Annotated in this window: 7 protein-coding genes; 3 read left to right on the top strand and 4 right to left on the bottom strand. The window is 57.1% G+C overall.

What is annotated here, in order from left to right:
- Nucleotides 1-18 precede the first annotated feature (18 nt).
- The gene (locus J8Z22_RS12725; protein ID WP_252006656.1) at nt 19-1023 is read right to left on the bottom strand and encodes a LysR family transcriptional regulator; all 1005 of its coding nucleotides are present in this window, start codon (nt 1021-1023) and stop codon (nt 19-21) included.
- A gap of 402 nt (nt 1024-1425) precedes the next feature.
- On the opposite strand from J8Z22_RS12725, the gene J8Z22_RS12720 reads away from it, so the two are divergent.
- Together J8Z22_RS12720 and J8Z22_RS12715 are read left to right on the top strand one after the other, a co-directional pair.
- Nucleotides 1426-6402: a S8 family peptidase gene (locus tag J8Z22_RS12720; protein WP_252006655.1), complete on the top strand. Its 4977-nt coding sequence runs from the start codon at nt 1426-1428 to the stop codon at nt 6400-6402.
- Nucleotides 6403-6630: 228 nt separating this feature from the next.
- Nucleotides 6631-7545, top strand: a complete 915-nt coding sequence (locus J8Z22_RS12715; RefSeq protein ID WP_252006654.1) for a phytanoyl-CoA dioxygenase family protein — start codon at nt 6631-6633, stop codon at nt 7543-7545.
- A 58-nt stretch (nt 7546-7603) separates the two neighbouring features.
- Here J8Z22_RS12715 and J8Z22_RS12710 read toward each other — a convergent pair whose 3' ends face one another.
- The 3 genes from J8Z22_RS12710 to J8Z22_RS12700 all read right to left on the bottom strand — a co-directional run bounded on the left by J8Z22_RS12710 (nt 7604) and on the right by J8Z22_RS12700 (nt 10922).
- Complete coding sequence (locus J8Z22_RS12710) at nt 7604-8473, bottom strand: glycoside hydrolase family 18 protein (protein ID WP_252006653.1); 870 nt, start codon at nt 8471-8473, stop codon at nt 7604-7606.
- Nucleotides 8474-8635: 162 nt separating this feature from the next.
- Nucleotides 8636-9745, bottom strand: coding sequence for an AAA family ATPase (locus tag J8Z22_RS12705; RefSeq protein WP_252006652.1), 1110 nt, complete (start codon nt 9743-9745; stop codon nt 8636-8638).
- A 10-nt stretch (nt 9746-9755) separates the two neighbouring features.
- The gene (locus J8Z22_RS12700; RefSeq protein ID WP_252006651.1) at nt 9756-10922 is read right to left on the bottom strand and encodes a VWA-like domain-containing protein; all 1167 of its coding nucleotides are present in this window, start codon (nt 10920-10922) and stop codon (nt 9756-9758) included.
- Between the two features lie 405 nt (nt 10923-11327).
- Here J8Z22_RS12700 and J8Z22_RS12695 point away from each other — a divergent pair, with 405 nt between their 5' ends.
- The gene (locus tag J8Z22_RS12695) at nt 11328-14132 is read left to right on the top strand and encodes a hypothetical protein (protein WP_252006650.1); all 2805 of its coding nucleotides are present in this window, start codon (nt 11328-11330) and stop codon (nt 14130-14132) included.
- Nucleotides 14133-14141 lie beyond the last annotated feature (9 nt).

Raw genomic sequence — 14141 nt, 5'->3', positions numbered from 1 at the left:
TACCGACCGTCAGTCGATCTATTCAACGGTTTGTTTTTTGGGCAACGGCTGGCGGGCAACTCCGTGACTTTGATTCAACAGAGACGCCGTTGTCTGCTGAATTTTGTTTGCTTCGTCAACGATGGCCTGAATCAGCTTTTGGGCTGCCGGAGGGGCGTTTCTTTCGCTGAGAGAGACGATGCCAAAATGGGCCTGAATCTTTGGCAGGTCCTGAATCGGTACTACCGCGAGTTCTCCGGTTGAGAGTTCCTTATGAACACTGGCCAGGGGAGTCAGGGCGATCAAATCAGAATCATAGAGGGCAGATTTGACCGACAGAAACTGATCAAAACGAACGATTCTGCGTCCGGCGGTCACCTTGCTGGTGTCCAGACCGGGAATTTGCTGTTGCAAAAAGTGGTCTGGAAGATTGCGGGGCAGGGCCAGAGGGTACTCGAACAGCTGTTCCAGAGTCGGGTGTGTGAGGCGCAGCAGTGAGTGAGAGGGATGGCAGCAAAGTAAAACGGACTGCGGTGCCAGGGGCACAATCTCCAGATCGGGGTGATGGTTCAGACCGGTTGCCTGAACTTCGTCGACGAAATAATTCAGGGTGCCAGCCTCCAGACGTGCCAGGGAGCGCTTCCATCCGTCAACCCTGAGATCCAATTTCAGCGCCGGGTGGCGTCGAGTCAGTGCTCCGATAACGGGGCCTAGCAGAGTCTGGGCCGGGATTGGGCTGGCGCCGATGGCGATCTCACTCCAGTCACCTGCCTGCAGCATCTCCAGCTCATCATACAGAGCGCGAAGATCTTGAAGAATGCGTTCACTGTGACGGTGGACGAGCTGACCGCAACTGGTCAGCGTTATGCCAGCACGAGATCGGTCTAGCAAGGGGGCATCCAGCAACTCCTCCATTCTTTGAATGCTGCGGCTTAAGCTGGGTTGGCTTAGGTGGAGTGCATCGGCCGCTGAGCTGAAACTGCCTTTTTGGCACAGCATATTGAAGTGACGCAGGTGTCGAATCTCGATCTTATTTAAAAGCATAATTATGCACCTTTTGCGTTGTGTGGGAGTTGGCTCTTAAGGGGGGAGACCCTAATGCTGCTCCGTTTTGCCTTTGTTTTCTTGAAATTGGACCTCGTTGCCTTTGAGTGGGGGATGTTGAGTCTTCCTGATTGGTTGGAATAACAAATCCAGTCAGTTTTTCATCAGCTTATTTTCTTATTTTTAGATGATTTACTCAGTTCTTTATTATGCATCATAAGCATACCTAACAGCCCTGATATGCATTGTACAAAATTGGGTGGAGGTTACAACATGAACGAATTGGCGTCGATTATGCCAGTTCCAACGTTCCTGCAGGAGGGGCCGTCAGGCGCTAAAGGGGCGAAAAATAACAGCAATAACCAGGGAGGCATCTGTTACAGATGCATAAGGTTTGCATATATGAAACTTAAAAAAACGACACTGATGACGTTGACGGCCCTGTATGTCGCCGGTTCTGCCATGGCGTCAGAGTCAAGTGGCTCTCATCCAACATTCACAACGATTGAGATCACCGATGAGATTTTGCGCTTCAATGAACAGTTGAGAAACGGCGAGGGGCGTTCTCGGCTCAATGGAGAAGTACGTCCTTTGAGCAATGGTAAGAACATTCATCGCGGTATTGCGGTTGCCGGTGCCGATAAGTTGCCGTTTCAGTTTAAGAACGGCATGACCGGTGAGCACAGGTATATTGTCGAATTGAGCGATGCGCCGGTTGCGCTGTATCGAGGAGGCGTTGCCGGCCTTCAGGGCACCTCGCCAAGAGGGGCCTCGACGCCTTACGCCATCAATGCTCACGGCCATCACAAGCTGAATTTAAGCAGCGCTGCTGTCGGCCGCTACTCAGACTACCTGGCACAGAAACAGGAGACCGCGATCAGTCGGATTGGCGCCATCGTGGGAGGGCCGGCAGAGGTCATACACCGCTATCAGCTTGCCTTTAATGGCATGGCAGTCACTATGACCCAGGAGCAGGCAGCCCGCGTTGCATCAGAGCCTGGAGTGCGGAGTGTGTCACTGGAAGAGGTGCATCAATTGGTTACGGATGTGGGGCCGGAACACATCGGTGCCCATAAGATGTGGAATGGGGCTGCGGGTCCGCAACAATACCGCGGAGAGGGGATGATCATCGGGGTATTGGATACCGGAATCAACAGCGATCACCCCTCATTCTCAGCCGTTACCGAGACCGGTTATGTGCATATCAACCCGTATGGCGCCAATAACTTTGTCGGGGATTGTGAGCAGGAGAATTTTGCTCACATGTGTAACGATAAGCTCATCGGCGTTCGCTCTTACGAGGTGATTACCGACAAGTACTGGGATCCGGTATTTCAGCCCGATAAATCTCCGTGGGAGATCGACGCGCCTAAACGGCCTGAAAATGGAGAAGATTATAATGGCCACGGTTCCCACACCGCCTCGACGGCGGCAGGGAATACCCTGTATGAGGTCGATTATGTGGTTCCCAGCGCCGGGGAGCAGTCCGATGGCGTTGCAACCGGCTTCAAGTTTCCCATGATCTCCGGGGTGGCGCCTCATGCAAACGTGATCATGTATCAGGTGTGTTGGCCAAACGACGGCAGCCATGGTGAAGACTTTGGCGGCTGCCCCGGATCGGCGTTGATGGCAGGTATTGAGGATGCCATCGCCGATGGGGTGGACGTCATCAACTACTCCATCGGTAGCACCTATGGCAGCTTTCCCTGGGAGAGCCCCATTGAGATGGCCTTTCTTGCCGCTCGAGAAGCGGGGATTTCCGTTTCCGCATCGGCTGGAAACTCCTATTCGCCTCAGTATGCCAGCCAGGCCCGAGGGGCCATCGATCACCTTTCGCCTTGGTTGACCTCGGTTGCGGCGACCACTCACAGTCGAGCCATCAGCGTCAGCGACAAGCAGTTGACGGCCATGAGTGGTGGAGACGGGGAGGTGCCGTCGGATCTTGACGGGGGCGGTATTACTCCGGCGTACACCGGCCCGGTAGTGATGGCGGCAGAGTATGGCGACGCTCGCTGTAACAGCCCGTTTGCCGAGGGCACGTTCAGCCTGGATCCCAATGGTCAGCCTTTTGAGAGTGCGCCTATCGTGGCGTGTGAACGGGGTGAGATAGCCCGAGTGACCAAGGCCGCAAACGCCGCTGCGGGCGGCGCCGGCGGTTTCATTCTGTACAACACCACCACCAGCGGCAGTGGTGCGTCGATTGCCAACGACGCCTATGTGATACCTGGCATTCACGTCGACTATCAAGCGGGAGTAGAACTGACAACCTGGTTGGCCAATGGCAGCGGCCACAGCGCCACCATTACCGAGTCGACCGTAGGGACCGAGTCTGCGGTGGCTGACTATGTGGCTGATTTTTCGTCCCGAGGGCCAAACTTGGCTAACCCAGACGTGATGTCGCCTAACCTGGCGGCGCCCGGGGTGAATATCTACGCAGCCTATGCCGATGAGATGCCGTTCAGCCTTAATGGCGCACCGTCTGACTATGCGGCCATCAGTGGTACCTCGATGGCGGCGCCTCATGTTGCCGGGGCCATGGCCTTGCTGCAACAGGCCAACCCAGGCTGGAGTCCGGCTCAGATCCAGTCAGCATTAATGACCACTGCCTCGCTGGGTACGGTAACGCGCTCTGATGACGCCTCGCCTTTTGAACCGGTTGCGGCGGGTTATTCTGATGCAGGGTCTGGTGTCATTAATGTCGCTCGGGCTCAAAATGCCGGTTTGCTGCTGGATGAGACCGCAGATAACTACCGAGCCGCCAACCCCAGAAACGGCGGTAATGTCACCACACTGAACCTGCCTTACTTGTATAACGACAACTGTTCAGGCACCTGTAGCTGGATGCGCACCTTTACTGCCAGTAAAGACGGCAGCTGGACCGTCAGTGCCGAGGCGCTGCCGATGGAGGGGGCCGCCATGCTGGAAGTCAGCGCCTCTCCAAGCCAGTTTACTCTCCTGGCCGGGCAGACTCAGTCGATCATGGTAACGGCTAAGATCGTGGAAGTAGAGGCCATTGGCGCGGATTCTTCGCAAATACAGCTGTTGGGACGAGTGGACCTAACCCCGGCGGACGATAGCTTGTCCCATCAGTACCTGCCTGTGGGCGTGCGCTACAGCGGCGATTCGCTGCCCCCTGAAGTGGCGGGCGTGATTCACCGTCAGTCGGGACACACCTTAACTCCTGAGTTCCAGACCGGAGAGATCCAGTCGTTTAATTACGCCGTTTCCGGCTTGACTAAAGGTCAGCGAGTTGAACGTCATCTTAAGCGCAATGAAAGTTGGATTGCCGATGGCGATACCATGGCTGAGATCGGCCCGGATCCGGGTACCGAAGCGGTGTTCTTTGATGTCCCAGAAGGGACTCGGCGTATCGTTTGGGAGGTGTTGGAGGCCGACAAGTTAGCCTATACCGCCATTGTTCTGGGGATGGATGTCAATGGTGATGGTGACCTGAGCTGGGATAATGAGGCGCTGTGCTACTCCTATACCGATGCGGGTGACTTTTGTGCCATTAATGATCCGATGCCAGGCCGCTATTGGGGAGTGATCACCAATCTGAAGTTTGAGAGTGAAGACCCGGACAATCAGGCGGATCGCATTGTCACCAGCCTGGCGGTTGTCGCCGAAGAGGACAGTGGCAGCTTGACTGTTGAGGGCCCCGCCAGTAACGACGGTATCACGCCATACCAATTGCGCCTGAATTTCGATCTGCCCGAAGCCAGTGACCAGGATGTGTTTTATGGCGTGGTCAGCTTAGGCTCTGATCACTATAACAACGATAACCTTGGCGACTTTGCCGTTAAGCTGAGCCACATCGGTTCGGATACTGAGATTGCGGCTTCTCAGACGGCGGCCAAAGCCGGGGATATTGTGGATTACACCGTGTCACTGGCGGCCAACTTGTTGGGGGGAGAGCGAGACTATCGGTTGATCACTCAACTGCCGGCCTCCTTGCAATTGCTAGAGGAGAGCGTCAGCCTCGGAGGTGTCGGGGTGTCTATGGAGGATCTCACTGTCGAGGGCGGCTTGCTGACACTGGCGGGGGTTCAGCCCTCTTCGGCAGAGATGCCAAGACACTACGTGTTTACCACCAATGACAATGATGACCTGTGCCGAGTGCCTTATGGGGATGACCCGGCGTTCTATGATCTGGCCAGTACCGGTGCGTCGCCGATGGCAGTATGGGGCTATAACCATCGTCCGATTCAGTTGCCTCTGGCCGCCAATGGACTGCCTTCGGTCCCCCTTTACGGCAACCCGGAGAAGTACCAATGGGATGTTCTGGCCATTTCGCCGTTTGGCTATGTTCAGTTCGATCCACTTTGGATGTTCTGGCCAATGCACTACGAGCTGAATGAAGCCTTCCAGGGATTTCCAGACACCGTGATCGCTCCCCTGTGGCGGGGTGATGTCAATATGCCAGAGGAGTTGTACTTTGATTATGAACGTTTGCGTTGGCGGAATGCGGTGTACGGCATCGTGACCGACAAGCACTACGTCTTCCAATGGGATGGCGGTGAAGAGGTGATGAACTGGATGGTGGGTAATGACAGTCCGGATCCTAGTGCTTACTTTAACGTCCAGACGATCATCTCAACGGAGATCAACTTTGAGCCGGGCGATTATGAGGTGGTGTTTGCCTATGACGCACTGGAAACCAATAACGCCCATTTTGGATCTATCGGCTTGCATGGATTTTGGGGAGAGCGCCATACCTTCAGCCCTGTCTACGGCTACAACAACGATGGCTTCGCGTTTAATGATGTCGATAGCAAGGTGGCCGCAGGCAGCGTGGTGTGTGCTGATTACCGTGGTCCTGAACAATCGGCGGTCACCCTGTCGTTCAGCGCGAGGATCTCGGACTCAGCGGTGGGCTCCGCAGCCACGGTGGAAGTTGAGTCACACTACAGCGACTCCGAAGCCGTGACGCTGGCCCATACTCTGCAAGTGCCAGCAAACATCACAATGGCCGAGATACGCGATCAGCAGATGCAGGAGAACACGGTGCTTGAAGGTATCACCGTGATGTACAACGACCTGAAGGGCACGGAGAACGGCATTGATGTCAGTGGCGAACATCTTACGGCAGTGATTCATGGCAGTGAGTCTGGTGCCACCTTCGACCTGGTTCCGGAGCCGCACTGGTATGGCATTACCGAGGTGACAGTGACGGTGTACGACAAAGCGAATCCGGGTGATGCCGCCACGACGCAATTCCAGTTGACGGTAACTTCTGATGGTGTCGATGCGCCGGCCCCGGAGGTGGAAACAGAGCCCGAGGTAAACCCTCAACCTGAGTCTTCTAAGAGTGACAGTGGCGCCTTGAGCCTGTGGTTAATGCTGCTGATGGCATTGCTGCCAATGCGCCGACGCGCCTAAGTCACCCGTTCATTCCTGAGCTGTAATTTTGGCCGCCCACTGAGGCGGCCCTTTTTTTGGTCGTTTGCCTGAAACATGCGTGCCCCTTCGTCGCTGGATTGATCACGGCAATAGAATCAGGCAAGCTCGTAGTGAGGGGCAGATTACTGTGTAGCCTGCGAACCTATCCCACGGGCAGGATCGCCTGTGGCGCCAATTTGTTGATGTCGATTAAGGAAGATTGCATCCATGCCCAGTTATGAGATAAGCCGCGATCAGATCGCGCAATTCCAGCGTGACGGATACCTGTTACTGAAAAATGCTTTGCCCGACGCTCAACTCGCGGCCTGGCGACGCCATGCCGAGGCGCTGGAGCAGCGGGCGTTGTCGGAACATCGGCAACAACACTATTGCAACGACTACTGTGTGGTCGAAGACCCGGTCGGCCCCAGGCTGATGCGTTTTGATAACCTGTTTGGCTATCACCCTCAGGCCTGCACCGAGTTGTTGGGGTGTCCAGCCATGCTGGCGGTTGCCCGTCAGTTGTGTGGCCTGGGGTGCGTGCCGCTGCAGATGGATCTGCTTTACAAGCATCAGCACCCGCACCCGGTTATCAACTGGCACCAAGGGGCACAGCACGATCGCCAGCATCCCTACCTGAATGTCGGTGTCTATCTGGATGACGCCCCCGCCGGTGACGGTTGTTTGCGCTACGTGCCCGGCACCCAGCATGGACTGGAGCCGATTCAGACCTTGTCTGAGCAACATGGCTGGGAGGTGCCCGGCGTGGTCGAACAGCCGGCTCAGGCTGGTGACATCCTGATCCAGGATATGATGATTCTTCATGGCTCTCAGCCTAAGCGCAGCGATGGAACCCGGCGTACCCTCTACATCGAACTGCGGCCGCTGGAGGCGATTTTGACCAGTGGGGCCCAGTCCGAACAGTGGGCCCAGCTAAGAAAGCAGTGGATGGCTCAGGTTCTGTCCGTGGTCGATGCCGCTGAGGTGCCGTCGGTATGGCAGCACTACTATGGCAGTCCAGAGGCTGACCTGGAGGCGTTGGTGACGAAAATGATGGCACTGAAAGAGCCGCCGTTGCCGGCGGTTTGGGCCACCCACCCGGTGGATCACCCTGACTATCCGGTGCCGGCGGATTTGCGTTGAGGTAACTTCCGAGGATGCTTAGAGGAGACCGGGCCTGAACATGGCCCGGTTGTGAGCGTTAAGCGGTTACCGTCTGAGCCAGTGCCTGGCTGATGACCTGACCCCATTGGCCGTCGGCATCGCCGCTGAACTCCCAGTTCATGGCTCCGCCGATGCCGCCTTCGGCCAGCAGAGGCGCAATGATCTGTTGGGCGATGATCGAAGCGGGCAGGTAGCTGCCCGGGCCGGCGTTGTGCGGGGCGGCGGGCAGGCCCAGAACCAGCTTGTCGGTGCCGACGCCGGGCAAGGCGGCAAATTGACGATACGACTCGACGATTTGCTGTGGATTACCGCTCCAGGGCGGATTGTTGTAGAACTGCATGTTGACCAGATCAATGGCCTTACCCGCCTCCGCCATCACCTTGATGTAGCCATCCATGCCGCTGCCCGCCACCATGTAGGGGGGCTGAGGCGCATGGGAGATCTGATAGCGCCCCGCAGGCAGCTGCTGGCGCAGCGCCTGCGTCAGCCGAATCAGGAAATCGCTGCCGTCATAGCCGCCATTGCCCATGAAGGCCGCGGTGTCTTCCCAGTCGATATCAATGCCATCGAGTTCATACTGGCGCACAAACTCCGCCAGAGCGTAGGCCAATTGTTCCTCCTGTCCGGCTGCGGCGGCGTAGTCCCGGGAATGCATGGTGGCACCGCCGTAGGCGACCATCACCTTGATCCCCTTGGCCTGAAGCTGGCGAATCGCCGTCAGTGAGCTCTGAGTCAGAGTCGGAGGCACCGCCTGGGCGGCCATGGCGCCGCTCAGGGCCAGGGTAAACGGAGACTGCGCCGAACTGGTCAGAAACGACAGTATGATATGGGTGTAAGGGCGGTTGAGGGCATCGACCAAAGGCACGCTGCCATTGCAGAAATAGCTGATAAGCGGGCGTTGAGACATAAACAAGCTCCTTTTGTTTTGCTGTCTTGAGAACCGGGTGCTGCTGACACTATAGAGGCCCGTGCCGGCGCCGGCGAATGGGCGCCGGCTTATCCGAGTTTGCCCGCATGGTTTTGGGTCGATCTCTTACAACCAATCGGCGTTCTGCCTCCTGGCGCAGGCTCAGGCCGCCTGGGTCAGGAACAGCTTGGCCAGTTCGGCGTCCGCCAGCACGCCTTTTAAGGCCGGCTGCCCACAGTTCATCAGATCTTGCATCAGCCCCAGGCGCAGGTCATTGGGCAGGAGTGGCATCTTCAAAAATGCCTGAATGTTGCCGATGGCGGTTTTGTTGATGGGCTGTTGGCCCAGCTTCAAGTAATGGTGCAGGCGGGTGCACAGGGTCGCCAGAATGTCGATGCGGGGCACCGCGCCGCCGGCGACTCGCTCGATCCTGGCGGCCACCTCCTTGTCAAAGTCACCGGAGCTGACAATGGTTTGAGGCGATACCAGTTTGCTCAGGTTTTGCTCGACAAAGGCAATGAAAGCCCCACAGGTGGTGTCATCCAGGCAGGAGCGCGCCAGAATGTTGATCAGCGGCAGTTGCTGCTTGAGGTCGTCGATGGCGGCAATGGCCTGGAAGAACTGCACCAGAGACCGCGGGGTGGTGCGCTCGCCGTCCACCAGTTCCGGGTAGGTCAGCACAAAATCGATGCCACGGGGGTCGATACCGGCCTGCTCGGCCCACAGTGCCCAGGCTTTGACGTCGAACTCCATGGTGATGTGCATCATCCGAGTCAGCATGGCATCGTCCATGGGGGTGACCGAATAGTCGCCACCATCCGGGTTGGCCGTCAGGACGATTTGCCAGCCTTTGGGCAGCGCCCAGCTGATGAGTTCGTGATTTTGCAGCAGCTGCATGATGCCGCGAAGAATGCGCTCGTCGGCGCGGTTGACATCATCGATCAACAAAATGCCCGGGCCCGGCTCGGTGGGCACCCAGTGAGGGGCGGCGAAGTGGGTGACGTTGTTACCGTCTTCATCCTGGCTGATCTGGGGCATGCCTAACAGGTCGCCCATCTCCTCAAATTGGGCCGGTGCAATGGCACGCCAGTGCATTCCCTGCTCGCGGGCAATCTGCTCTACCATCTGGGTTTTACCAATGCCGTGTCGTCCCCAGATGCATACCGGCACACTGTGGTGATCGGCATCGGGCAGAAGATGTTCAATAAACTGGCGGACTTCCTGGGCCTGGCAGGTCAGGCCGTAGTAGGTGTAGTTATGGGATTGTGTCATCGGATACTCGTTATCGATGTGGGTCTGTGGCCATGGGGATCACCCGGCCACAGTGACTGAGAGAGTGAGCGCTGTCGTCGCTGCGAAGGCCGTGAATCAACCACAGCAGCGGCGCCCGGGGACGTACCTCGGGGGCGGGGGCTTCGCCGTCGGTAAAGTAGATGGTGGCATCGACCCGCAGTCGGTTGGCGGTGTCGATGGCCGCGTTGAAGTCGGTACCTCCTCGGCCTACGACGGCCTCAGGGGGCTTGCCCTGGTAGGCGTACTGGCGATTGATCTTGGTGTCGCACTCGACCACGGTCAACTGGGCACCAGCTCGCCAGATATGATGCATCTCCTCAAAAAAGATCTGCAGCTGTTGATCATCGACGCTGGCGGAGGTATCTACAGCCACCAGAATGTGCTGATGGGGCTGGATCTTGGTGCCCGGGGTGGTGCCGTACCGTTTCGATGGCCGCCTGAGAGTATTTTTGACAAAGGTGCGCTGGGCACTGGCGGCGAACAAGCGCAGCAGGCGACGCCAGTTGACCACCGGACGCCGCCGGCTCAGGGCCTCTTCGACCGCCGCCAGCACCATGGCCGGTAACAACCCTCGCGATTGGGCGTTACTCACCTCAGTTCGTTGTGCGCTTTGCAGTAGTTTGGACTCCAACTGCTGCCGGACCAGGGACTGCTGTGCCTGTGACTGGGTGCTCAGACGGTTCCAGCTGCCATGCCCCTGTCCTGACTGACCGACTCCGGGACACTGGGGCTGCTGTGAACTGGGCGGCAGAGCCTGATAGTAGTAATCAAGCTCCCGGTTGGCCTCCAGGGACGGGCGTCCCAGGGCTTCGAGCCAGTGATTGACCGCTGCCAGGGAGACAGCATCTGGCGCCAACTGCTCGGCACTCAGGTACTGGTTGACCACCAGATCCGCCGCCAGGTCAAAGCGGGCCGAGTCGCTGTAAGCGCTGCGGAGAAAAACGTGGCCCAGAACCAGATGCAATGCTTCATGCTTCAGGGCACCGAGTGCCAGGTCGTCACTCAGCGTCTGCCACTGTTGTTGGCAGTAACTAATCTGAATGTCACTGTTTCCTATTGGTTTTATTTCAAGCAGCGGCGGGTTTGTGTCGCTGTGTTGCTGAGTAGCCTTGTGAAAGCTGCTCAAGTAATGGCCATAGAAAGGCTCTTTGAGCATTAACTTGACTAAGGTTCGTGACAAAGTGGGGTTGTTTATGGGTTCATACCGTTTAACTATATGATTTAGGTGAAATTATCCATACAATGCCTCCGTGGTCAATCCACTCTGTGTTGTTAATGTCAGGAGCAGTACGTTGAGTCAGTTAGTGTTGAATGATTTTGACGTGATCCCTTGCCTTCCGCTCTGGTTGTGCCCGGTAACGATGTCACCTTCCCCCCTTTGGGCCTCGGAGCCGCGATGTCGCGATTCCGCCACTGTGTGCCGGTGTTGGTCATCCATAGGGACGTCGACGCGCCCGGCACACTAACCTCATGATCCGTTTTCTCGAGGCTGCCTGTCGTTAGGCTGCCCGTAGCTGCGTTGCCTGATCAGGCCGCAGTGACTATACCGCCAGGAGTTGCCATGCACGCCATGGAATTGGACGATTTTAATATTCAGGGGGCATTGGCCGGTATTCATGCCGACATCGAGTCCCTGACCTTTGACTGTGAAGAGCCCCTCGGCAGTTGGGCGGAATTGGCACGTGCCTTTCCCAATCTGCGTCGAATCCATTTCCAAGATTTGGGTAACGTCAACGGCCGCCGGCTGTTGGATGCGGATTTTTTTCAACGCTTTCCTAACTTGGTTGAGCTTACCACGTCGCTTCGACCCCGGCGTTACATTACCGCCGATCTAACTGGCGTGACCGAAGATCATTTGGCACAGATGACCACCTTGTCTCTGGCTCGGTGTCGACCGGACAATCTGCAGGTGCTGTGTGCCCTGCCTAAGCTGACCAAGCTGACCCTGCGAGTTGATGCCACCAAGGTGAACTTCCACCTCAGTGCTGACTCGGCTCTGACCAACCTGGCATTGGGTTTGGGCAGCCGAGTGAGGCAACTGGATTGCGCCCTGTCTGACAGCCGTCTCACCAGCCTGACGCTGGGCAAACTGGATTACTACGATGATCAGGGCGAGCCGGTGGCCATTGGTACCCTGTCGTTGCCTGACACTCTGGACTCTCTGACACTGGACATGCTGTGTCAGGGATCGCTGCCGTCGCCACTATTGGTTGGCAATCGCTCTATGGCATCGGTGACCATCAAGCCGGGCAAGGTTGATCTGCCGCCGCAGTTATTGGGGGCGCTGACAGAGGTGGACCAGTTTTCCCTGACTCTGAACGAAGAGACCGCGCCATTGCCTTCAAGCCTGTTCGCCGGATTGAAACGGGCCGATAAGATGGAACTGCGCTTTGAGAACACGCCAATTCCGGAGGCTCTGTTGCCCGACGGCCTGGAGATCAACGACCTGTTTTACAGCAATGCCAATGGTGCGTTGGCCCAGGCCAATTGTTTGCGTCTTCCTAAGCTGCAGCAGGCCTGGATGTTTGGTTTAGATGGCGATCAACTGGGGTGGCTGGCTCACAGTCCGTCCCTGCAGGAGTTGAATGTTCAGCTAAGCGGTGAGCTCAGTCATTTTCCGCGACTGCCTGCGTTGACCAGGCTGACCCTCAGAGGGGGAGAGATGGTGGAGTTGCCCGAGGGCATTCGTCACTGCGCTTCTCTGGAAACCCTGAACCTGTTGTCGGTCAGCCTGCCGCGTTTCGGCGACATGGCGGCCATGACTAAGTTGAGCAAAGTGTGGATTCAGCCCTGGCGACATGAGCAGGATAAACTGCCGCGGCAAAGCGATCTGCTCAGTGTACCGTCGCTCAGCGGCTTGCGACTGGATATTGAGTTAACCCGGTTCGATCCCGCCTGGGTCGGGTTGCCTAAGGATCTGGAGCTGGACATCAGCGATGACAAATTGGCTATGGCCTGGGAGATCTTTAAACAGTCTCACCTCAGTGACGCAGAGACGCTGGACTATCTGACCACGCTGGCATCGGTTCGCAAACCGGTACAATTGCCAACCATGCCGGCCAATTTTCATCTGGTGATGATGGCGGCCAAACACAACCGCTTCAAGGCTCAGCACAAGGCCTGGTTGGCAGAGCTGGCCCAGAGCAATCATCAACAGCGGCCTTTCGGGCCGGGTGCCACCTTGTTTGTCGCCGGTCGCAGCGGCTTCAAAGCCAGTGAGATCAGAGCCAAGGCCGAAGAGTTGGGCTTTAGCCTCAGTAAGAAACTGGATGACAGCGTCACCCATGTGTTGCTGGGCTCGGCACCTAAAGAGGTGCACCGAATCGACTTGCAGCGATTTGCGGTCATCGACGATTCCGTGCTGCAACAGTGCTTTGAAGCCCGGGCGCCCAAGTTCCTTCAGCAAGGGGATCAGGCGATGGAGGGCAGTGTGCTGGAGATGCTGAGGTCACCGGAAGAGGCATCCCATCAGGTTGCGGTACAGATGCTGGAGCAGGGCGGGGTTACCGAGGCGATGCGACTGCCGCTGTTCTTCATTCTTAAAACCACCACCGACAATGGCTTCAGAAAACAGATCAAGCACCTGTTGGCCGGGATGGGCGATGAAGCGTTTCAGCTGGCGGTGAATGACCGCATTCTGTTCCATAACTGCCGTGGCCGCGATGAGTACGGCAACCTCAAGGGGCAGGGGGTGATGGTGGACAAGCTCAAGCGTCAGCGAAAGAAGTGGGGCCAAGTGCTGTGCAACGAGTTTGCCAAGCTCTATTTCGACCGCTTTGGTGAAGGGTTGATGTTCGTGTTGATGCAAAAGGAAGCCAGTGAACAGCGGTTGGCCATTCTCGACAGTCTGGTGGAAGGAGAGTGCCTGAATTGGCGCCGTGGCGCCGGCTTCGACCAGATTCTCGAGTTCTGGGACAATGACTCGCAAATCAACCTGCACTGGCACCCGGGTTTCTATCTCAATGACAGCGGCTTGCTTGGGGCGGCCAAGACAGAACTCCCTGCCGAACTGGCCCAGCGGCACACCCTCAGTGAACTGAATCTCGGTAACTGCCTGCTGTCTGCCTTGCCGAAAGGAATGGAACACTTCCGCCATATTCGCCGCCTGAGTCTGACTAAAAACTGTCTGGAGACCCTGCCGGCCTCACTGGTGCTGTTTACCGAACTGGAGAGTCTGGACTTGTCCTACAACCACTTCCGAGAGTTTCCCAAGGTGCTGATGAAGATGACCTGGCTTAAGACCCTGGACATTCGGCGCGCCTCGCGGCCGGATCTGGACAGCGATTACGGCGCAGGTTACCGCTCTCTTGCCGTGCCCCAGGCCTTTATTGACGCCTGCCCTAACTGCGACATATTGCAGGATTGATGCAGCCCC

This window comes from Ferrimonas sp. SCSIO 43195 (genome assembly GCF_023716685.1).
GTDB lineage: Bacteria > Pseudomonadota > Gammaproteobacteria > Enterobacterales > Shewanellaceae > Ferrimonas > Ferrimonas kyonanensis.
This window is presented reverse-complemented; position numbering and strand designations above follow the sequence as displayed.